Origin of the sequence: Streptomyces sp. AK02-01A, from assembly GCF_033795305.1 — a bacterium.
Taxonomy (GTDB): domain Bacteria; phylum Actinomycetota; class Actinomycetes; order Streptomycetales; family Streptomycetaceae; genus Streptomyces.
Genome location: NZ_JARBAE010000009.1, coordinates 44,210 through 65,715, shown reverse-complemented (window position 1 = coordinate 65,715; position 21,506 = coordinate 44,210). Strand labels below are relative to the sequence as shown.

The 21,506-nt window shown below is 69.0% G+C and carries 12 protein-coding genes, 1 pseudogene and 2 CRISPR repeat arrays; of the genes and pseudogenes, 10 read left to right on the top strand and 3 right to left on the bottom strand.

What is annotated here, in order from left to right; genetic code table 11:
* Window positions 1-121 precede the first annotated feature (121 nt).
* From PV679_RS11975 to PV679_RS11930, 10 genes and pseudogenes are all read left to right on the top strand, one after another.
* On the top strand, window positions 122-955 hold the full coding sequence (locus tag PV679_RS11975; RefSeq protein ID WP_319680121.1) for a helix-turn-helix transcriptional regulator: 834 nt from the start codon (window positions 122-124) through the stop codon (window positions 953-955).
* A 471-nt stretch (window positions 956-1,426) separates the two neighbouring features.
* A CRISPR array of direct repeats spans window positions 1,427-2,618; the repeat unit is 29 nt; unit sequence GTGGTCCCCGCGCACGCGGGGTTGGTCCC.
* 545 nt (window positions 2,619-3,163) lie between these two features.
* Entirely contained in the window at window positions 3,164-7,735 is a 4,572-nt protein-coding gene (gene casA / locus PV679_RS11970; protein WP_319680120.1) for a type I-E CRISPR-associated protein Cse1/CasA, read from the top strand.
* Window positions 7,732-8,388: a type I-E CRISPR-associated protein Cse2/CasB gene (gene casB / locus PV679_RS11965; protein ID WP_319680119.1), complete on the top strand. Its 657-nt coding sequence runs from the start codon at window positions 7,732-7,734 to the stop codon at window positions 8,386-8,388. Before casA ends, casB begins: the two co-directional genes overlap by 4 nt.
* A gap of 207 nt (window positions 8,389-8,595) precedes the next feature.
* A complete protein-coding gene (gene cas7e, locus PV679_RS11960) occupies window positions 8,596-9,804 on the top strand; it encodes a type I-E CRISPR-associated protein Cas7/Cse4/CasC (protein ID WP_319680118.1) in 1,209 nt (402 codons plus the stop codon).
* Entirely contained in the window at window positions 9,801-10,505 is a 705-nt protein-coding gene (gene cas5e / locus PV679_RS11955) for a type I-E CRISPR-associated protein Cas5/CasD (RefSeq protein ID WP_319680117.1), read from the top strand. Before cas7e ends, cas5e begins: the two co-directional genes overlap by 4 nt.
* Window positions 10,505-11,215 (top strand): type I-E CRISPR-associated protein Cas6/Cse3/CasE, encoded by a 711-nt coding sequence (gene cas6e, locus PV679_RS11950; protein WP_319680116.1) that lies wholly within the window; start codon window positions 10,505-10,507, stop codon window positions 11,213-11,215. The genes cas5e and cas6e overlap by 1 nt, the downstream gene beginning before the upstream one ends.
* A gap of 3 nt (window positions 11,216-11,218) precedes the next feature.
* Window positions 11,219-12,169 carry a type I-E CRISPR-associated endonuclease Cas1e gene (cas1e, locus tag PV679_RS11945; protein WP_319680115.1) on the top strand — a complete coding sequence of 317 codons (951 nt, stop codon included), beginning with the start codon at window positions 11,219-11,221 and terminating at the stop codon, window positions 12,167-12,169.
* Window positions 12,166-12,527: pseudogene (gene cas2e, locus PV679_RS11940) on the top strand (type I-E CRISPR-associated endoribonuclease Cas2e). Before cas1e ends, cas2e begins: the two are co-directional and overlap by 4 nt.
* 164 nt (window positions 12,528-12,691) lie before the next feature.
* Window positions 12,692-14,428: a CRISPR direct-repeat array (repeat unit 29 nt; unit sequence GTGGTCCCCGCGCACGCGGGGTTGTTCCC).
* Between the two features lie 318 nt (window positions 14,429-14,746).
* Complete coding sequence (locus tag PV679_RS11935; RefSeq protein WP_319680114.1) at window positions 14,747-15,259, top strand: DinB family protein; 513 nt, start codon at window positions 14,747-14,749, stop codon at window positions 15,257-15,259.
* Between the two features lie 665 nt (window positions 15,260-15,924).
* Window positions 15,925-17,370 carry an MFS transporter gene (locus PV679_RS11930; protein WP_319680113.1) on the top strand — a complete coding sequence of 482 codons (1,446 nt, stop codon included), beginning with the start codon at window positions 15,925-15,927 and terminating at the stop codon, window positions 17,368-17,370.
* A gap of 289 nt (window positions 17,371-17,659) precedes the next feature.
* Here the strand turns inward: PV679_RS11930 and PV679_RS11925 are convergent, their stop codons facing one another.
* From PV679_RS11925 to PV679_RS11915, 3 genes are all read right to left on the bottom strand, one after another.
* A complete protein-coding gene (locus tag PV679_RS11925; protein WP_319680112.1) occupies window positions 17,660-19,171 on the bottom strand; it encodes a GMC family oxidoreductase in 1,512 nt (503 codons plus the stop codon).
* A 205-nt stretch (window positions 19,172-19,376) separates the two neighbouring features.
* Window positions 19,377-20,147: an SDR family NAD(P)-dependent oxidoreductase gene (locus PV679_RS11920; protein ID WP_319680111.1), complete on the bottom strand. Its 771-nt coding sequence runs from the start codon at window positions 20,145-20,147 to the stop codon at window positions 19,377-19,379.
* A gap of 158 nt (window positions 20,148-20,305) precedes the next feature.
* Window positions 20,306-21,463 (bottom strand): serine hydrolase domain-containing protein, encoded by a 1,158-nt coding sequence (locus PV679_RS11915; protein ID WP_319680110.1) that lies wholly within the window; start codon window positions 21,461-21,463, stop codon window positions 20,306-20,308.
* Window positions 21,464-21,506: the final 43 nt, after the last annotated feature.

Sequence of the window (21,506 nt, the reverse complement as noted above, 5' to 3'; positions counted from 1 at the left end):
GATGAGCGTCACCGTCCGATGAGCGTCACCGTCCGCTGAGCGTTCCCGCCCGATGAGCGTTCCCGCCCGATGAGCGTTCCCGCCCGATCGGTCCGGCATCGGGAGACGAGACACTGGAATCATGGACAGAGCTCAACTCGCTGTTTTCCTGCGGACGCGACGCGAGGCGCTGCAACCGGAGGACGTGGGGCTGCCGCGCGGCCGGCGACGTCGTACCGGCGGGCTGCGCCGCGAGGAGGTCGCCATGCTGTGCGACATGTCGGCCGACTACTACAGCCGGCTCGAACAGCAGCGCGGGCCGCATCCGTCCGAGCAGATACTCGCCGCGATCGCCGGCGGCCTGCATCTCTCGCTCGAAGAGCGTGACCACCTCTTCCGCCTCGCCGGTTACGCCACACCGCAGCGGATCATGCGCGCGGACCATATCAACCCGGGCATCATGCGCATCCTCGACCGGTTGGAGGACACGCCCGCTCAGGTGGTGAACCTCGTCGGCGAGACGCTGAAGCAGACCCGTCCCGCGGTCGCGCTGATGGGCGACGACAGCGAGCACACGGGGCTGGCGCGCAGCATGCACTACCGGTGGTTCACCGACCCGGCGTCGCGGCTGATCTATCCCGAGGAAGACCATCCCACGCACAGCCGTCTCTTCGCGGCGAACCTGCATGGCGCGTACACCAGGGACGGCCGGGGCTCGCGCGCCGCGACGATCGTCGACGCGCTGCTGGCTGCCAGCCCGGAGTTCGCCGCGCTCTGGCGGGAGCATCCCGTCCTGGGCCCGTACTGCGCGCCGAAGCGCATCCAGCATCCGCAGCTCGGGCTGCTCGAACTGCACTGCCAGACCCTGGTCGACCCGGACCAGTCCCAGGCGCTGCTGGTCTTCACCGCCGTACCGGGCACCGAGAGCTACGGCAAGCTCCAACTCCTCTCGGTCATCGGCGACCAGCGCATCTGACGCGCCGTACGCGCCGGAGGCGCCCGGATTCGATCGCCTCACCACGAGGCTGAAGTCCGCTCCACGGTGGCGAACAACGGGCGCGGCACGACGTCCGACCGCCAACTCCGGCAGTCCACTCGCACCGATAGCGCATGTCCCGCCGCCACACCCGGAACCGACAGCTCACCGGCCCGCGCTTCGCGTCCGGGCCCAGTCATCCTTGCGCGGGTCGACTCGGTCGATGCTCCGAGAACTGAGGAAGGCGAAGACCTGACCGATCGGTCACCGGGCACGCGACTGAGCATCTCCGCAAGTACGCTGGCAGGTGCAAAGGATCTCCTGAACGCGCCGACAGAGACGGTGGTGCCCATGACTGACAGGAAAGCCACTGCGAATTCATCCAGAAAAAGCAGAAACACCTCTATGTCGGAGTTCCCGCAAGTAAGTAAAACCGCGCGCTTGGCCACGTAAAGCTGCAGCTCAGCTCCTGTGTTCCCCGCGCACGCGGGGTTGGTCCCCAGGCGGAACGGGTGGGCGTCGTGGGCCACTGGTGGTCCCCGCGCACGCGGGGTTGGTCCCATCTCCAACTGGCAGCAGCAGATCGAGGCCGGGTGGTCCCCGCGCACGCGGGGTTGGTCCCGTTGAGCAACGGTCTCTGGACCTCCTTACGTAGTGGTCCCCGCGCACGCGGGGTTGGTCCCTTGGTGCCGCCCTGTGAGGCGATCTCCAACATGGTGGTCCCCGCGCACGCGGGGTTGGTCCCCGGAGAGTCCAGGACAAGGGATACCCAGTTGGGTGGTCCCCGCGCACGCGGGGTTGGTCCCGTGCGTGACCAGACTGAGGCCGTAGCAAAGGCTGTGGTCCCCGCGCACGCGGGGTTGGTCCCTCGGTGAGGGTTTTGTTCGAGGCCAGCACTTTGTGGTCCCCGCGCACGCGGGGTTGGTCCCGATGGCGAGGCCACGACGTTCGGCGAGAAGCGGTGGTCCCCGCGCACGCGGGGTTGGTCCCCGGCTCCTGGCGCTCGCCGCCGAGGCGGTCCGGTGGTCCCCGCGCACGCGGGGTTGGTCCCGGCATTCGGCTCATGACCGACGCGGAGCAGTCGTGGTCCCCGCGCACGCGGGGTTGGTCCCGATGACCTGGTTCCTGACAGACGAGCACGAGAGTGTTCCCCGCGCACGCGGGGTTGGTCCCGCGGCGGCGTAGTCGGGCCATCCGGCAGCGAGGTGGTCCCCGCGCACGCGGGGTTGGTCCCGCGGTGTTGAGGTCCAGGCCGACCGCGAACGGGTGGTCCCCGCGCACGCGGGGTTGGTCCCGCCGCCGCCGTGCCTGGCTAATCACGCGCGGCGTGGTCCCCGCGCACGCGGGGTTGGTCCCTGGGCCCTGGTCCTGCTCGCCACGTCCCTGCCGGTGGTCCCCGCGCACGCGGGGTTGGTCCCTCGCGACCGAAGCCGGCATCTCCTACACCAGAGTGGTCCCCGCGCACGCGGAGTTGGTCCCGCAAGCTGGGGGACGGAGTGGTACCGGCCGTCGTGGTCCCCGCGCACGCGGGGTTGGTCCCACGTCGGGTAACAGCGGCGCGTGCACGTAGTCGGTGTTCCCCGCGCACGCGGGGTTGGTCCCGGAGCATGACCGGTGAGGGATCCTGGTCCGCTGTGTTCCCCGCGCACGCGGGGTTGGTCCCGGCTGGATGCGGGCCACCGAGCCGTCGTGGGCGTGTGGTCCCCGCGTGCACGGGGCTGCCCCTTAGACGATCACAGGGGATCACAGTGCTCCCCACGACTGTGGGGTTCGACCAACACCCGAAAATCGAAGAAGGACCCACGGTGCACCGGCCTCCGCTCAGCCGCAATTGTCATCGTGATCCTCGTCGTTGTCACCGGTACTTCGAGATGGAAGAGCAGGGAGTCGTGGTGGCCCAGTCGGGCCACCACGTGACCCCCAGCCTCACGAGCTGAGCCGGAAGCCTCGCTCTCGGCGCCTTCACCTGCGCCTGGCGACCAACACCGCCGGCTGGTGGCCTGTCGCGATCATGACGGTCGGCCGCCGGCCTCCTCGTCCCTTGTACTCCCGTGCTCACCGGGCAAGCCCGCTCCGAGCTGACTCTGATAACGACAACTGACGATAATTCCGTTCAGGATCAGTCCGCTTGCCCATACCTTCTGTCAATTGCTGTCAGATCTTTGGCTAGCAACCCCACGGCGTGAGCCCACGATGTTCAATTCCGCAATGACGCAAGGACGTCCCAAACCTCCGGGACCCTTCGGACAGCTGTCCGACGCGGCCCGGCTCGTATGGGGAAAGCACGACAGGGACACCGACGGCTGGCTGCCTCTCTGGCGGCATATGGCCGACAGCGCCGCTGTCGCAGGCACGTTGTGGGACGAGTGGGTTCCCGGCAACGTAAAGCGGCTGGTGGCAGGGGCCCTGCCGGAGGGCGAGGAAGACGCACGCCGGCTCGCGGTGTGGCTGGCTGCGAGCCACGACGCGGGAAAGGCTTCGCCTGCCTTTTCCTGCCAAGTCGACGCCCTCGCCGACCGTATGCGCGAAGCCGGTTTGGAGATGCCGTACCAGAAGCAGTTCGGAGATGACCGGCGACTGGCGCCACATGGGCTGGCCGGGCAACTTCTTATTCAGGAGTGGCTGTCGGAGCGGCACGGATGGTCGGGCCGCGCCGCCGGTCAGTTCGCCGTCGTCACCGGCGGGCATCATGGCGTACCGCCGAGCCACGCCCAGGTCCACAACCTCGATCTGCACGAAGAGCTGCTGCGCACCCCTGGGGTCAGTGAGCCGCTCTGGCGTGCGGTGCAGTACGAACTGCTCGACGCCTGTGCGGAAACCGCTCTCGTGCGGGATCGGCTCGCCGACTGGCAAGGCGTCAAGTTGGCCCAGCCCGTGCAGGCGGTGCTGACCGGTTTGGTCATCCTCGCGGACTGGGTCGCCAGTGCGTCCGAGCTGTTCCCCTACTACGCCCCCCGCGGCTCCGGCGGCGATGAGGACAGGCTGGAGGCGGCCTGGCGTGGCCTCGATCTGCCGGGGCCGTGGTCGCCGGACGTTCCGTCGGGCGAGGCAGCGGAGCTGTTCGCGTCGCGATTCGACCTGCCGGAGGGTGCGTCGGTCAGACCCGTGCAGGACGCGGCCGTACGGATGGCCCGCACGATGCCGGAACCGGGCTTGTTGGTGATCGAGGCACCGATGGGCGAAGGCAAGACGGAGGCCGCCCTCGCCGTCGCGGAGATCTTCGCCGCTCGCACTGGAGCGGGTGGCTGCTTCGTGGCGCTGCCGACCAGGGCCACCGGCGATGCCATGTTCTCGCGGTTGCTGAACTGGCTGAAGCATCTGCCAGGTGAGGAGCAGCGATCCGTCTTCCTCGCGCACGCCAAAGCCGTACTCAACGACGAATTCGCGGGTCTGCTGCGGGCGGGGGCTCGTACGATCGCGGCCGTCGACTCGGACGGCTCCGGGAAGTTCCCGGAGCCGGGACAGACGTCCCGGTCGAGTCCCGCCGGACTCGTCGCGCACCAATGGCTGCGCGGGCGGAAGAAAGGTCTGCTGGCGTCGTTCGCGGTCGGGACCATCGACCAGGTCCTTTTCGCCGGGCTGAAGAGCCGGCATCTCGCCCTGCGGCACCTCGCTCTGGCGGGCAAGGTCGTCGTCATTGACGAAGTACACGCGTACGACGCGTATATGAACGCCTACCTCGAACGGGTTCTGCACTGGCTGAGCGCTTACCGGGTGCCCGTGGTGATGCTGTCCGCGACGCTTCCCGCCGGACGGCGTCGCGCCTTGGTGAAGGCGTATGCCGGGGACGTGGCCGAAGTCGACACGTCCTCCGACAGTTATCCCCTGCTGACCGCGGCGGCTCCGGGTGCGCCGGAAGTCGTGACCGCCCGGCCGCCCGCCGCCGCCGATCGCCGTACGGACATCCAACTGGAACCGTTCGACGACGATCTGCCGCTGCTGGTGGACCGCGTCGAGGAGGAACTCACTGAGGGCGGTTGCGCGTTGGTGGTCCGCAATACCGTGGACCGTGTGCTGGAGGCCGCCGCGTATCTGCGGGAGAGGCTGGGAGAGGACCGGGTCACGGTGGCGCACTCCCGGTTCCTGGCCGAGGACCGGGCCCGGAAGGACTCCGATCTGCTGGCTCGTTTCGGCCGGGACGGGCAGCGGCCCGCCGGGGGTCATGTCGTCGTGGCCAGCCAGGTGGTCGAGCAGTCTCTTGACATCGACTTCGACCTGCTGGTGACCGACCTGGCACCGGTAGACCTCATGCTTCAGCGGATGGGCAGATTGCACCGCCATCCACGGCCGCGTCCGCCTCGGCTGCGCACGGCGCGATGCCTGGTGACCGGCGTCGACTGGCGCGCGGAGCCGCCGGAGCCGGTGGCCGGTTCGCTTGGTGTGTACCAGGGCCGCCATACGCTGCTCCGGGCCCTGGCCGTCTTGCGTCCGCACCTGGAGGGGCTGCCGGTCCGCCTTCCGTCCGACATCAGCCCGCTGGTCCAGCAGGCTTACGGTGACCAGCCGGTAGGACCGGACACCTGGACGGAACCCATGGCGGAGGCCCGGCGTGAGCACCGGGCCCGCCTCGCCGACAAACGGTCGCGTGCCGAGGTGTTCCGGCTCGGTGAGGTGGGTCGCCCCGGGCGGCCGTTGATCGGCTGGATCGACGCCGGTGTCGGCGACGCCGACGACACACCCGCGGGCCGGGCACAGGTCAGGGACAGCGAAGAGAGCCTGGAAGTCCTGGTCGTACAGCGGCGCGGCGACGGCACGCTGATCACGGTGCCATGGCTGGACAGGGGTCGGGGCGGGCTGGAACTGCCCACGGACGCCGTGCCCTCCCCTCGCGCCGCCCGCGCGGTGGCGGCGAGCGCGCTGAGGCTCCCGTATCACTTCTCCAAGCCATGGATGGTGGATCGCACCATCGCCGAGCTGGAGCGGTTCGTCGTGCCCGCCTGGCAGGTGAAGGAGTGTCCCTGGCTGGCCGGCGAGCTGATCATGGTGTTGGACGAGCATTGTCAGACCCACCTGTCAGGCTTTGAACTCCGGTACGACCGTGCCGACGGACTGATGGTGACGCCCGTCGGCGCGCGGAACACGAGGGTGGTGGATCGCGTGGCTTCTTTCGATCTGGTTTCCCGGCCCTGGCTTCCGGTCCAGTGGCTCGACGGGACGACCGCGGAGCTGTCGCTGCGTGATGTCTTCGTCCGGGCGGGAGAAGTGAGACGTCTCGTCGGTGATGTACCCACCCAGGAGTTCGCCCTGCTGAGAGTGCTGTTGGCCGTCGCGCACGACGCGTTGGAGGGGCCGGAGGATGTGGACGCCTGGGAGGCGCTGTGGTCGGCGGCGCGGCCCTTCAGCGAGGTGCCCGCGTATCTGGACCGCCACCGGGACCGTTTCGATCTGCTGCATCCGGACACGCCGTTCTTCCAAGTGGCCGGGCTCCACACGGAAAAGGGCGAAGTCACCTCCTTGAACCGGATCGTCGCCGATGTGCCGAACGGCGAGCCGTTCTTCTCGATGCGCCGGCCCGGCGCGGACCGGCTCACCTACGCGGAAGCCGCCCGCTGGCTGGTGCACGCGCACGCGTTCGACCCGTCCGGCATCAAGTCCGGAGCCGTCGGTGATCCTCGGGTGAAGGCGGGCAAAGGCTATCCCCAGGGCGTGGCCTGGGCGGGAAACCTCGGCGGAGTCTTCGCCGAAGGCAAGACACTGCGCGAGACGCTGTTGCTGAACCTGATCGCGGCGGACAACGACTCGCCTCGGACGCACAAGGACGACCGACCGGCCTGGCGCCGGGACCCGGGCGGACCCGCTCCTCTGGAGTCGGATCCGGACATGGACGATGGCGAGCTCCGGCCATCGGGCCCGCGCGATCTCTATACATGGCAGTCCCGGCGGGTACGCCTGCACATCGACGAGGATCCGGTCGCAGGCGGCGCCGTCACCGGGGTCGTCCTCGCCTATGGTGATCCGCTCGCCCCGCGCAACATGCAGCACAGAGAGCCCATGACGGGCTGGCGGCGCAGCGCGGCACAGGAGAAGAAGCACCACAAGCCGCTCGTCTACATGCCGCAGGAACACGATCCGCGCCGGGCCGCGTGGCGGGGCTTGGAAAGCCTGCTCTTCGCCGGGCGGGCTCAGGACGGAAAGGATCAGCGCCAGGAAGCAGCTCCTCGGCTGCGGCCGGCGGTGCTGGACTGGGTGTCCCGGCTTGTCAACGAGGGTGCTTTGCCGCGCCGTTCGCTGATCCGCGCGCGCACGATCGGTGCCGTGTACGGCACCCAGCAGTCCGTGTTCGACGAAATGGTCGATGACGGAGTCACCCTCGCCGTCGTCCTGCTGCACGAGAGAGATCACCGCTACGGACAGTCCGCCGTGGGTGCCGTCGAGGACGCCGATGCCGCTGTCGGTGCGCTCGGGGCTCTCGCGGACAACCTCGCCAGGGCGCGCGGAGCCGAGCCGGGTGCGCCTTCCGAGACCGCCCGCGACCTCGGATTCGCCGCGCTCGACGGCCCGTACCGCCAGTGGCTGCGCGGGCTGGGCGAGAGCGACGACCCGCATCGAGCCCGCCGCGATTGGCAGGTGACGGCACACCGGCTCATCCGTGAGCTGGGCACCGGCCTGCTGGACGCGGCGGGGACAGCGGCTTGGGAGGGCCGGATGATCGACACCCGCTCGGGTCCGCGCTGGCTCAACGACACTCTCGCCGACGTCTGGTTCAAGGGCCTGCTGAGAAGGGCCCTGCCCGCCGCCGTCACCCCGCTCACGGACGAGCCCTCGGAGGCGCCCGCATGACCACCACGACGACCACCACCGCGCCGGACCCGTCTCCCTCACCATCCTCAGGACGTGCACGCCGCAAGAGCCCGGGAGCGGTGGGCACCGCGGCGGCCGCGCGTATCCGCTCCCTCCAGTACGGCTATCGCGAGGACATTCCTGGCCCGGTGTCCGCGTCGGCCCGCATCCGCAGGGGCGCGGGCAAAGCGGCCGGCGCGGTTCCCGACCTGTGGGGCATGACCGGTCTGGAGCTACTGGACGACGCGGCTCTGGCCGGCCTCGATGTGGACAGGGCCGACGAGGCTCTGCATATCTCGGTGACACTGTGGGCGCTGCACCAGCAGGGCCATCGTGAGGCCAATATGCATCTCACTGGGCCTGGGCTGGGCGCGGCCGTACGTCGGCTGATGCCCGAGGGCGAAATCGATGAGCCCATCCGTAAGCGTTTTGTCCGGGCCGGGACGGCTCAGACGCTGGACAGTCTCGCGCAGCGGCTGCGGGAGCTCGTCCTGCTGCTGCGTGCGGACGCGGTCCCTCTCGACTACGGACTGCTCGCAGACCAGTTGTACCGGTGGCAGAAGCGTGCCGAGCGCGGAGAGATCCAGCGCGCGTGGGGCCGGAGCTTCCAGATCGGCCTGGCGCGCCGGGCGGATCCAGCCGCTACGGACTAGGGACTGTTGCGAAAGTCCCGCCTGGCCCGCGACGCCTGGCAGGCACGCTCGCCGCGTTGTCGCCTCATCAGGACGACAGACATCCCTCATGCGTCAACACCATCGACTGCGTCAACGTCATCGACGCTCCGGCAGCCGGACTTCCGGGGCCACTACCGCTGAGCGCCGCCTCGTCGGCGCCGATACCACCACTGACAGGGATATTTCGTGACCCGCACCATTCTTGACGTCCACGTCCTCCAGACCGTCCCTCCGAGCAACCTCAACCGGGACGACACCGGAGCACCGAAAACCGCCGTCTACGGCGGAGTGCGCCGGGCCCGTGTCTCCAGCCAGGCGTGGAAACGCGCCACTCGAAACGCCTTCCCCGCACTGCTCGACCCCAGCGAACTGGGTGTCCGCACCAAGAAGGTCGCCGAGGCCCTGGCCGAACGGATCGGCGTACTGGACGAGTCGTTGAAGCAGTCGGAGGCCCTGGCGCTGGCGGCCGAGACCATGCGGACAGCCACCGGCTCAAAGATCGAGGTCCCGAAGCGCAAGTCGAAGGACAGCGAGACGGCCGAGGACGGACTCGCGCCGGAGTCTGGGTATCTGATGTTCCTGAGCGCCCGCCAGTTGGAGGGGCTCGCGCGTCTGACCGTCGAGGGCGCGAAGGGCACCGGCGATCTCAAGGTGCTCAAGGACTACCTCAAGAGCAAGGAGGGCAAAGCACTGGCTCGCCAGTACGTCGACACCCGGCACTCGGTGGACATCGCGCTGTTCGGCCGCATGGTCGCCGACTCGACCGACCTCAATGTCGACGCCGCCACGCAGGTCGCCCATGCGCTCAGCGTGCACGCCGTGGACAATGAGTCGGACTACTTCACGGCGGTCGACGACCGCAACACGGAGTCACAGTCCGGTGCCGGCATGATCGGTGTCGTCGACTTCAACTCCGCGACGCTCTACCGCTACGCCGCCCTGGACGTGGACCATCTCCTGCGCAATCTCGGCGAAGGGCTCCGCGAGAACGAATCGGCCGCACAGCCGACACGGCGGGCCGTCGAGGCATTTCTCGAAGGCTTCATCACCTCCCTCCCCACCGGAAAGATCAACACCTTCGGCCACAACACACTGCCCGACGCGGTCATCGTAAAGCTCCGCACCAAACGCCCCATCAGTTTTGTCGGCGCCTTCGAGGAACCCGTCACCACGGGTGACACCGGTGGCTTCCTCCAGCCCGCGTGCGAGAAGCTGGCCCGCTATGTGCCGGAGATCGAGAGCGCTTATGGGGCCGAGGACCGCTCCCGCACCTGGGTGCTTCGCTTCGGCGACGACACGCGGCCGCTCGCCGCGCTGGGCACGGAGAAGAATCTGACCGGCCTGGTGGAAGCTGTGGGTTCGGTGGTCGCGGACCGGCTGGAGTCGGGTGCATGAGCGTGCTGCTCCTGCGATTGGCGGGACCGCTCCAGGCATGGGGGTCCGCGGCTCGTTTCGCCCGTCGCACCACAGAATCGGCGCCGACGAAGAGCGGGATCATCGGACTTCTTGCCGCAGCTCAGGGCCGGTCCCGCGAGGCCGATCTGTCCGACCTGGCCGCGCTGCGATTCGGCGTACGTATCGACCAACGCGGCACGCGGGTCAGGGACTTCCAGACGGCGCACCACGGTGACACGGACAAGGCCATGCCGCTGTCGGACCGGTTCTATCTGGCGGACGCGGTGTTCGTGGCTGCCGTGGAGGGCGAGCGCTCCCTGATCGACGCGCTGCACGCCGCGCTGCTCACGCCGGTGTACTTGCCGTATCTGGGGCGGCGCTCCTGTCCTCCGGCGCGGCGGATCGATCTACGGGTCCGCACCGATGTCGGTTTCGGCCAGGCGCTGCGCCAGGAGGAGTGGCAGGCGAGCGCGTGGCACAAGCGGCGCTATGCCCGGCACGCGACCGTCTCCCTCGATCTGCTCATCGAAACCGCGAGCGGCCAGGACCCCGATCTCACTCTCCGCGACCAGCCGCACAGTTTCGATCCGCGCCACCGCCGTTACGGGCTGCGCGGCATCAGTTCGACCACGGTGGACCTGCCGACGCGTGGTCCGGGACAGCTCGACCACGATCCGACCGCCGTGCTGGAGGGAGCCTGATGTTCCTGACCCGTTTCCGCGTCAACACCGCACGCGCCGGTGCGCGCCGCCTGCTGAGCTCTCCGCAGCGCCTGCATGCCGCCGTCATGATGTCCTTCGCCGAGCCACCGCCACGCGACGGATCGGGCCCCCGCGTGCTGTGGCGCCTCGACAGTGACACCAAGGCGAAACTCCTGCTCTACATCGTCAGCCCCGCCAGGCCCGACCTCACGCACCTGGTCGAGCAGGCCGGCTGGCCGACGAGCCCGGCGGCAGGATGGGACACGTACGGCTACGGCGGGTTCCTCGCCACATTGACGGAAGGCGACATCTGGGCGTTCCGGCTCACCGCGAACCCCGTGCACAACATCCGTCTCCGGGCGGGCGAACAGACCAAGCGTACGGCGCATCTCACCCCGCGCCATCAGACCCGCTGGCTGCTTGACCGGCAACTCCGCGCCGGCTTCAACGTCGTGGAGAAAACGATCGAGCACCGGCTGCTGCCAGAAGGGGACGAGCACGAGTTGATCGTCCACAAGCAGCGAGGACTCCTCTTCACCAAGCAGGAGGAGGACTCAGGCAAGCAGAATCACGTTTCCCTGACGACGGCCACGTACGAGGGCCGGCTGCGGATCACCGATCCCGACGCGCTGCGCCGCACGCTCACCTCGGGACTGGGCAAGGCGAAAGCGTACGGCTGTGGCCTGATGACCCTCGCCCCGGTGCGGTGACGGATGACAACTGTCAGCCGCCGGGGCGCCTCCTCTCCTCGCGAGCTCACCCGAATCGGTGACCGTCTCTCCTTCGTCTATCTGGAGCGGTGCACAGTCCACCGGGATTCCAACGCGCTCACCGCGGAGGACGCGGAGGGAGTGACGCACATTCCGTCCGCCACCATCGGCACGCTCCTCCTCGGCCCGGGGACACGTATCACCCACCAGGCGATGTCCGTCCTCGGTGACTGCGGCGCGGGCGTGGCATGGGTCGGTGAGCACGGCGTGCGGTACTACGCGGGCGGAAGGGCCCTGACCCGTTCCTCGGGCCTGGTAGAGGCACAGGCAACAGCTTGGGCGAACCGCCGCACCCGGCTGGAGGTGGCACGCGCCATGTACCGGCTGCGCTTCCCGGACGAGGATCCCACCGGCCGTACCCGGCAGGACCTTCTCGGCATGGAAGGCCGGCGCCTGAAGGAGTGCTACCGGCGTGAGTCCGCCCGCACCGGCGTCCCGTGGCGGCGCCGTGAGTACCACCGCGACGACTTCTCCGCCGGAGACGCACCGAACCAGGGCGTGACCGCGGCGGCACAATGTATGTACGGAATCGCCCATGCCGTCGTCGCGGCACTCGGCTGCTCTCCCGGCCTGGGCTTCGTCCACTCCGGCCACGAGCGTTCATTCGTCATGGATGTAGCTGACCTGTACAAGACCGAAGTCGCCATCCCGGCGGCATTCGAAGCGGCGGCCGAGGGAGAGGAGGATGTCGCGGCTCGGACCCGCCGGATGCTCCGGGACCGCATCAACGAGGCGAAATTACTTGACCGGTGTGTACGGGACATCAAGGACCTGCTCGGCTACGACGGCACCCGCGACACAGGCGACACCACCCAGGACCGCGTCACCCTCCAGTCCGACGCCGACCTGCACGTCGACGGTGGCCGCAACTACGGTGACGAGATCATCTGGTGACCGTCATCGTGCTCACCAACTGTCCTGCGGGCCTTCGTGGTTTCCTCACCCGCTGGCTGCTGGAGATCTCTCCGGGGGTCTTCCTCGGCGCTCCCTCCGCCCGTGTACGCGAAGCCCTGTGGATGAGGTCCGCCAATACGCGGGCCAGGGCCGCGCGCTGCTCGCCTACCAGACCAACAACGAGCAGGGCTACACATTCGAAACTTACGACCACGCGTGGCAGCCCACCGACCACGAAGGGCTGACACTGATCCACCGACCGAACCCCAAGGCGCAGCGTGGCCAGCGGCAGTCGGCGGACCTCCCACGGCAGGGCTGGAGCAAAGCGTCCAAACGGCGGAAATTCGGCGGCAGATGAAGGGAAACACCGTCCCGGCGAGCCGGGCAGGGGACTGGCGCAATGATGACGACACCGAACGGCGGGCGTTTTGCCCAGAAAGATCGACCATCCGGAACTATGTCGGAATCTCGGAAAGTAAGTAAAACAGGCTCCGGCCCGCCTGAACCCCCAGGTCAGCTCCTGTGGTCCCCGCGCACGCGGGGTTGTTCCCGGGCGCTCGGACAAGCGCTACAAGAGGCTCAAGTGGTCCCCGCGCACGCGGGGTTGTTCCCGGGCGCTCGGACTCAAGCCCGGCACCATCAGCGTGGTCCCCGCGCACGCGGGGTTGTTCCCTTGCGGGCGCGCTGGGGCGCGGGAAATGATCGGTGGTCCCCGCGCACGCGGGGTTGTTCCCCCGACCATCAACCTCGCCGCAAGGATTCTCCTGTGGTCCCCGCGCACGCGGGGTTGTTCCCGACGGTTCCCGCGCTGGGGCCTGCGGCGAAGGGTGGTCCCCGCGCACGCGGGGTTGTTCCCTACACCGACCCTCACGGGTACTGCTGGCCAGGGTGGTCCCCGCGCACGCGGGGTTGTTCCCTTGTCCAAGCCCGCCTGGATGCGCCGCATCGTGTGGTCCCCGCGCACGCGGGGTTGTTCCCCAGCCGGTTGTACACACAATCTCCGGCCTCCAGTGGTCCCCGCGCACGCGGGGTTGTTCCCCTGCCCATCGGCATGTACAAGACACGCAAAGAGTGGTCCCCGCGCACGCGGGGTTGTTCCCAAGCACATGGGCGAAGACCTGGTGGAAGCCATGTGGTCCCCGCGCACGCGGGGTTGTTCCCATCTGGCGCGGGGCCGGGCCGACACTCAACTCGTGGTCCCCGCGCACGCGGGGTTGTTCCCGGCAGGCTCACGTACGGCCTTGATTTCAAGCTGTGGTCCCCGCGCACGCGGGGTTGTTCCCATTTCGCGAAGGGCATGGTCTAGCTGGTATTGGTGGTCCCCGCGCACGCGGGGTTGTTCCCGTGTGTTTGGCTCCAGCCGCAAGACGGTCCGCGTGGTCCCCGCGCACGCGGGGTTGTTCCCCCGGCTCAGGGCCACTACTCGGTGTGCAACATGTGGTCCCCGCGCACGCGGGGTTGTTCCCTGACGCAGCTCGTGTATGTCCTGCGGACCGCCGTGGTCCCCGCGCACGCGGGGTTGTTCCCGCCGTGTTCGCCGTGGCTGTGAACCGCAACCCGTGGTCCCCGCGCACGCGGGGTTGTTCCCGTCACGGGCAGAGAGCCTCTCTTAGATACACAGTGGTCCCCGCGCACGCGGGGTTGTTCCCGGCCACTTGAACCGCCTCTGAAGAAGGGTTCGGTGGTCCCCGCGCACGCGGGGTTGTTCCCCCAACACACACCCAGGTCCCCAACATCCTCGCGTGGTCCCCGCGCACGCGGGGTTGTTCCCAAGCCGCCTCGGTGTCCCCCTCAAGGGCCTCCGTGGTCCCCGCGCACGCGGGGTTGTTCCCTCGACGGGCCTCACGAGACGAAGGAACGCAGGGTGGTCCCCGCGCACGCGGGGTTGTTCCCATCCGCTTGAACCAGGCGCCTCACCGCGGGGCGTGGTCCCCGCGCACGCGGGGTTGTTCCCGAGTTTCGGTTCTTCCCGAGCATCGACATAGGGTGGTCCCCGCGCACGCGGGGTTGTTCCCCTGATCTTTGACGTCGCCTCCCTGCTGCCGGGGTGGTCCCCGCGCACGCGGGGTTGTTCCCCTCGAATGCACCCACTGCTACGCCGACTCGTCGTGGTCCCCGCGCCTGCGGGGTTGTTCCCTCGTGGGCGCTGTGCAGGATCAGGCGCTCGCCGTGGTCCCCGCGCACGCGGGGTTGGTCCCGGCTCCGGCGTCCGGCAGGCCAAGCCCGGCTTGTGGTCCCCGCGCACGCGGGGTTGTTCTCGCGCGGGCATCCGCGTTCTCGATTGGCGCATCGTGGTCCCCGCGCCTGGGGGTTGCTCCCAGACAGCCACGCCATCCGACCCCTATGGGACATGGTCCCCGCACCTGCGGGATTGGTTCCGGTGCCGTCGGCGCGTCTTTGTCTCGTTGTCTGGTGGCGGCCGGAAGTAGTGCGATACGGCGGCCGGTCGATGCCTTCCGTGCTCCCGTCCCGCCTCCGCCTCGCGCCGATAGCGGAGGCGCCGGCGGCGCGTGGGGGCCTCCCTGGCCGCCACGAAAGACGATCGTGTTGTCAGACCCTCGTGCCACGATCGCGGCCATGAGCACTTCCGAACGCGCCATGCCTCCCTTGGACGCCGATGAGCGGACCACCTTGGAGAGCTGGCTCAGCTTTTACCGCAGCACCCTCGCTCAGAAATGCGACGGCCTGACGGAGGACCAGCTTCGCGAGGCGTCCGTGGCGCCTTCGCCGATCACGCTGCTCGGACTCGTCCAGCACATGGCGGAGGTCGAGCGGAACTGGTTCCGCCGGGTCCTGGCCCAGGAGGACGCTCCGCCGATCTTCGCCGCCGACGCCAGGCCCGGGACCGCTGATGGCGGCTTCGACCTCGACGAGGCGGTCACTTACGAAAGCGCGGTGTCTGTGTGGCAGGCCGAGGTAAACCGCGCCCGGCGGAACTGCGCCGCCCGCGCGCTGGAGGACACCAGCCCTTTCATGGGCGGCCAGGTCACCCTGCGCTGGATCTACACGCACATGATCGGCGAGTACGCCCGCCACTGCGGCCATGCCGACCTGATCCGCGAGCGCGTCGACGGTCGTACGGGCGTCTGAGAGCCCGCGTCTGAGACCTCCGTTCGTGCTGACTACGCCAGGGATTACGGACACCCTTCAGCCAGCGGGCCGGCCGCCTTTGCCGTCGTGGCGTTGGCAGTCGGTCCGTCGGTTTTCGGTTTGAGTGTCGTTGGTGGCCTCCGAAGATCCCGGCGCGGCATTGGCAGCCAACTGCGGTGTGGAATTCCCGCAGTTCTCAGTTCTTCACAATGCCTCGCCTCCATCTGCCGCGCCGAAGTGCCGAAAAGCCGAAAGCTCCGAAGCACCGAAGCACCGAAGCACCGAAACGCACGAGAAAACAATGGACGCCGCCTGCCATGCCGGACGCCGCCCGACACCGCCAGCCAGGCTCCGCGCCGCTCTGTCCATCCGTAAATGCCTTGATGTGATTGACGTCCGGTCCAGCACAGAGAGTAACTGACCGCGCCACCAGGCCGGAGTCGCTCAGCCGCCGCCGCACCCGCCCATACCCGTCTTCCAGGCCGAAGTTCCTTGCCGGCGAAGGACCTTCGCACGGCTGTGCGCCGATGCCTGCTTCCAGTGGGCACAGAGGGTAGTTGCGCGTGTCACGCCGTCAACCTCCCTACCCTCTCCGTAGATCGGCCTGCTCAAGTAATTCCCATGACCAAGGGATTCCGTTTCGGAGCCCCTGAGGGGAAGAACATATGCATAGTTCGCGAGGTACTGTCGGACCATCAATCGGAGCCCGGCTCGACAGACTGCCGGTAACAGCACGCCACAAGCGCTTCGTTAATGTAATGGCGCTCGGCAACTTCTTCGAAATCTACGAACTCTTCCTGACGAGTGTCCTGTTGAGCACTCTCAAGAAAACATTCGCCCTGAACGGATTCTCTCTGTCGCTGTTTCTCGCGTCGACCGTCGTCGGAGGCTTCCTCGGCGCGGTCGTGGTGGGCCGGGTGGCGGACAAGATCGGGCGTCGGGGCGCCTACATGATCACGCTCAGCCTGTACTCGGCGGGCACGATCGCCTGCGCCTGCGCGCCGAACGTCTGGACTCTGATCGCCTGCCGCTTTGTCATCGGCATCGGACTCGGTGGCGAACTTCCGGTCACGGATTCCTATCTGGCCGACATTCTGCCGCCGGCCCGACGCGGTTATTACGCGGCAAGGGCATACACCTGCGCTCATGTCGCCGTACCCGTGGTCGGTGTTATGGGTCTGCTGCTGGTCGACAGGGCCCCGTTCGGTGTCGCGGGATGGCGGTGGATGTTCGCGATCGGGTCCCTCGGCGCACTGTTGACCTTCTTCGCCCGCAGAGGTCTGCCCGAATCGCCCCGCTGGCTGGAGACGGTCGGCAGGCGGGCGGAAGCGGACAAGGTGACCACCACCTTCGAGAAGTCCGCGGAGGCGGAAGGCTGGAGGCCACCGCTCGCCGTCATGAACGAAGAGACGGTCCCGCCGCCGGTGGAGAAGCGCCTGCCCGTCCGGATGCTCTTTCAGGCGCCTCTGGCCCGCCGTACGGCACTGATGGCCTTTCTGTGGGCCCTCGGGCCCATCGGGTACTACGGCTTTAGCGCCCTCGCCACGCTCTCTCTGGAAGCGAAAGGCTTCGATCTCAGCAGCTCGCTGACGTTTATGACGCTGTCGTTCCTCGGATCGCCGATCGGCTCGTATCTTTCCATGCACATTGTGGAGAGGGCCGAGCGGAAATGGATCCTGTGTGTGGCGCTGGTGATCATGGCGGCGATCGGACTCGCCTACGGATACGCGCAGTCGGCGGTGATGATCACGGTCCTCGGTTTCTGCTTCACCGTGGTGGCCAACATCAAGACCAATGCCACGCACATCTACCAGTTGGAACAGTTCCCGACGAGCCTGCGCACCACGGCGAACGGCTGGCTGTTCTCGCTGAACCGGCTGTCCAGCGCGGCGGCGCCCTTCTATATGGTCCCGCTCTTCTACGGCGCCGGAGTGGGTGCCGTATTCATCGTCGGAGCGACGGCGATGCTGCTGGCCGCGACCGCTGTCGCTTTCGGCGTGCGGACGCGAGGGCTGTCGCTGGAGAACATCAATACGGCGTCCCGGCCGGAGGGTTCACCGACGGCCATCATTCCTTCGCCGCACACGCGCGCCACGACCAGAAAGCCGTAAGCCTCTGTCGTAGGCGCCGGCGCCCCGGGCCGCACACCGGGGCCGGTGTCTGACGCCGTGCCATGCGCGATTCTCAGGTGCCCGTATGCCGCTGCCGATGACCGGCGCGACGCCGGGCACCTGTCATCTCTTCTCGTACGAATCAGCCCGCACGAACCAGCCCGCGCCTCGTACGAACCAGCCCGCACGAACCAGCCGCGCCTCGTACGAACCAGCCCGTCCCACGAGCCCGACCCGGCCCGGCCCACGCCGGGCCCGCCGCGCTACGACCGCAGCCGGGCCCGCCGCGCTACGACCGCAGCAGCTCCGCCGCCCGTTCCGCGATCCCGTAGACCGTCGCGTTGCTGTTGGCCGAGACAGGAGACGGCATCACCGAGGCATCCGCCACCCGCAGCCCGCTGAGGCCGCGCACGCGCAGACGCGCGTCGACGACGGCCGTCTCGTCCTCACCGATCCCGCACGTGCCGCCGGGATGGTGGTAGGACCTGAGATTCCTTCTCAGATAGTCGCGCAGCGGCTCCTCGTCCTGGACCGCGCGCCCCGGCAGCACCTCCTCGCCCCGCCAGGGATCCAATGCGGTCGTACGGCCGATCTCACGGGCCAGGCGTAGTCCGACGGTCATCCGGTCGAGGTCGCGGCTGTCGGTGTAGTACTCGGGATCGATCACGGGTGCCGTTCCGGGAGCCGCGCCGGCCAGCATGACCCGGCCCCGGCTGTACGGAGCCATGAGCGAGACGACGACGGTGTATCCCTCTCCTGCTCCGGGACCCGGCAGTGTCTCCTCGCGCAGCGGTAGGTCGACGACCATCATCTGCAGGTCAGGTGCGTCCAGCCCGGCGTCACCGCGCAGCAGGATCTGCGCCTCGGCGTGATTGTTCGCCGCGGCGGGTACCGGTCCGGCGGCCCGGTAGACGATGCCGGACATCGGATGGTCGTGCAGATTGGCTCCGACGCCTGGCAGGGCCAGAGCGGGTCCGATCCCGTTCTCCCGCAGCTGGGCCGGGGGTCCGATACCGGAGAGCATCAGAAGCTGTGGTGACCCGATGGCGCCCGCGGCGAGCACGACCTCTCCCGAGCAGCGCGCGGTGTGCGCCCGCGTGCCCACGCTGTACTCCACTCCGGTGCAGCGCTCGCCGTCCAGCGTCACCCGGTGCGCGAGCGCGTCGGTGACCACCTCCAGATTGGCGCGGCCCGACGCCGGACGGAGGTAGGCGTCGGCGGCGCTCTGCCGCTTGCCGTCGACGATGTTCAGATCGCACCAGCCGGCGCCTTCCTCAAGGCCGCTGCCGAGGTCGGCCGCCTTCGGATAACCGGCCTCTTCGGCCGCGTCCAGACAGGCCGCCGCGAGCGGATGACCGCGTGCGGCGGGCGCGACATTCAGCGGACCGCCCAGACCTCGTACGGCGGGATCGCGTCCTTCGGCGTTCTCGCTGCGCCGGAAAAACGGAAGCAGGTCGTCGAATCCCCAGCCGTCCGCGCCGGCCGAGGCCCAGGCGTCGTAGCAGGTGCGGTGGCCACGCAGGAAGACCATGCCGTTGACAGCCGAGGACCCGCCCAGTCCACGCCCTCGGGCCCATGGGACGACCCTGCCCGTGGCCGTCTGCGTGACCGTCTCGTCCGCCCAGTCCATCGAGGTGCCCCTCAGCGCGGGCCAGGCCGACGGGACGGCGACGGCGGCCGGCGACTGTCCGCTGCCGGCCTCCAGCAGAAGCACCTGTGCGTCGCCGTCCTCCGACAGCCGCGCGGCGAGCACACAGCCCGCTGTTCCGGCGCCGACGACGATGTAGTCATAGCTCTTCACGGCGGACCACCACCCGTGCCGGGTCCAGGACCGGCATCTTCAGAGGATTTACCGCTCTTCGTCATGATTCGTGCCATTGTTCATTGTTTCGCAGATCATGATGAATGTCCGTGCGACCTGTGTCCGGTGCTCGTCGGCGCTGGGCCGTACCGCTCACCGCCGGGCCCGTGCCCCCTCGGCCACCGGTGTACGGCGGTCTCGCCGCTCAGCTCTCGCCCGCGATGGCCCGCCTCAGCCCCACGTTGCCGGACAGGATCCCGCCGTCCACCGGCAGCGTCACGCCCGTGATCCAGGAGGCGTCGGCGGACGCCAGGAACGCGACGGCGGCGGCGATGTCCTCCGGAGTGCCGACCCGGCCCATCGGATACTGGCTCGCGGCGCGGGCCAGTTCGGTCCGGCGGTTCGCCCAGGCGTCCGTACGAATGGTTCCCGGCGCGACGAGATTGACGCGGACGCCCCTCGGCGCCGCATGGCCCGCGAGCGTACGGGTCAGGCTCGCCAGGCCCGCCTTGGCCGCGCTGTAGGCGTGGTTGCCGAAGTCCTGTTCGCCGTTGACCGATCCGATGGAGATGATCACGCCGCGTCCGGAGGCCGCGAGATGCGGAAGCGCGGCGCGCGCGCAGCGGAAGGCGCCCGTCAGTGTGATGTCGAGGTCCCGCGCCCAGATCTCGTCCGGTTCGTCCTCGAAGAGCGGAGCGTCCGTCCCGCACGCGTAGGCGTTGTTGACGAGGACGTCGAGGGAGCCGAAGCGTTCGACCGCGTAGGCCACCGCCGTCTCGACCGCGGACCGGTCGGCCACGTCACAGCCGATCGACGCGGCGCCCGGGATGGTCCCGGCCGTCCGCGCGGCCCGCTTCTCGTCCAGGTCCGTGACCAGGACACGCGCGCCTTCGTCCGCCAGCCGGCGGGCGGTGGCCTCGCCGATGCCCCGGCCGGCGCCGGTGATCAGTACGCCGTATCCCTCGAATCGCCTCATCCGCCGATGATCTCGCCGACAGCGGCATCACACCAGAGACCGCGGTCCGGTGGCCGCGGCCGAGGGACCTGATCGAGTCACCCGGCGCGTTGGCCGAGCGCGTGGCGGACCGCCTCAGCCGCCGTCGTCGCTCCCGGGCAGAGCCACCCGCGCCCACCTCATGTCGCCGACCGCACCGCACGCACCAGGGCCTGTGCGCGCGGGTCCGCCGTGACCCCTTTGCGCATTCCGTTGGTGACATAGCCGAAGGCGATGCCGGACTCGGGGTCCGCGAAACCGAGAGAGCCGCCGCGTCCCGGATGCCCGAAAGAGCCCGGCCCGAGCAGCGGCGCGGCGGGTCCGTGCAGCATGAAGCCCAGGCCGAAACGGGTGGCGACGACCAGGACCCGGTCCGGGCCCGCGGACTCCTCCGTGCGGGCCAGCGTGAGGGTGGCGGGAGCGAACAGCCGGTGGCCGTCCACCGGGCCGATCATCGCGGCGTAGCAGCGGGCCAGTGCGCGGGCGGTCGAAATGCCGGCGGAGGCCGGGAGTTCGGCCGCGCGGTACGCCGGGTCGTTCTCGTCGGGCAGCGGATCGATGACGGCGAACGCCCGCCGTGTGAGCGACTCCGGGTCCTGGTACGCCTCCGACACGGAGCGCTTGGGCCGTAGCCGGAGTTCGCCGCCTCCGGCCGAGGGCTGCTCCACCGGGCCGATCCGGCCCACCCGGTGCGCCTCCTCCCGCGGCAGTCCGACCCAGAAGTCCAGGCCGAGCGGGCGCGCGATCTCCTCGGCGATCCAGCGGCCGATGCTCCGGCCCGTCACGCGCCGGACCAGTTCCGCCATCAGCCAGCTATAGGTGTGCGCGTGGTAGCCGTGTTCGGTGCCCGGCTCCCAGACGGGCCGCTGAGCGGCCAGCGCGCGGGCGCCCGACTCGCCGTCGACGGCCTGGGCCGGGGTCAGCGGCCGGTCGAGCACCGGCACTCCGGCGCGGTGCGAGAGAAGATGGCGGACGAGCGCCCGCTCCTTGCCCGCGGCCTTGAACTCCGGCCAGTACGTGCCGACCGGAGCGTCGAGATCGATCTGGCCGCGCTGGTGCAGCAGCAGCGGTACGGCGGCGGCGACGCCCTTGGTGGCCGAGCGGACGACCTGCGCGGTGTCCACGGCCCACGGTTCCCGGCCGTCCACATCACGGGTGCCCGCCCAGAGGTCGACGACCTTGCGGCCGTCCCGGTAGACGGCGACCGCCGCGCCGCGTTCACCGAGCTGTTCAAAGTTCCGTACAAAAGCGTCCCTGACCGGCTCGAAGCCCGCCTCCACCGTGCCCTGGACGTCCACGCCCGCACTCCCGCCCGTCGTCCCGCCGCGCCCCGGCGGCGCG

Bases quoted from the DNA above. Each gene is read 5' to 3' on its own strand.
- cas5e (WP_319680117.1), top strand. From the start codon at position 9,801: ATGAGCGTGCTGCTCCTGCGATTGGCGGGACCGCTCCAGGCATGGGGG.
- PV679_RS11930 (WP_319680113.1), top strand. From the start codon at position 15,925: ATGCATAGTTCGCGAGGTACTGTCGGACCATCAATCGGAGCCCGGCTC.
- cas1e (WP_319680115.1), top strand. From the start codon at position 11,219: ATGACAACTGTCAGCCGCCGGGGCGCCTCCTCTCCTCGCGAGCTCACC.
- casB (WP_319680119.1), top strand. From the start codon at position 7,732: ATGACCACCACGACGACCACCACCGCGCCGGACCCGTCTCCCTCACCA.
- PV679_RS11935 (WP_319680114.1), top strand. From the start codon at position 14,747: ATGAGCACTTCCGAACGCGCCATGCCTCCCTTGGACGCCGATGAGCGG.
- PV679_RS11920 (WP_319680111.1), bottom strand. From the start codon at position 20,147: ATGAGGCGATTCGAGGGATACGGCGTACTGATCACCGGCGCCGGCCGG.
- casA (WP_319680120.1), top strand. From the start codon at position 3,164: ATGACGCAAGGACGTCCCAAACCTCCGGGACCCTTCGGACAGCTGTCC.
- PV679_RS11975 (WP_319680121.1), top strand. From the start codon at position 122: ATGGACAGAGCTCAACTCGCTGTTTTCCTGCGGACGCGACGCGAGGCG.
- cas6e (WP_319680116.1), top strand. From the start codon at position 10,505: ATGTTCCTGACCCGTTTCCGCGTCAACACCGCACGCGCCGGTGCGCGC.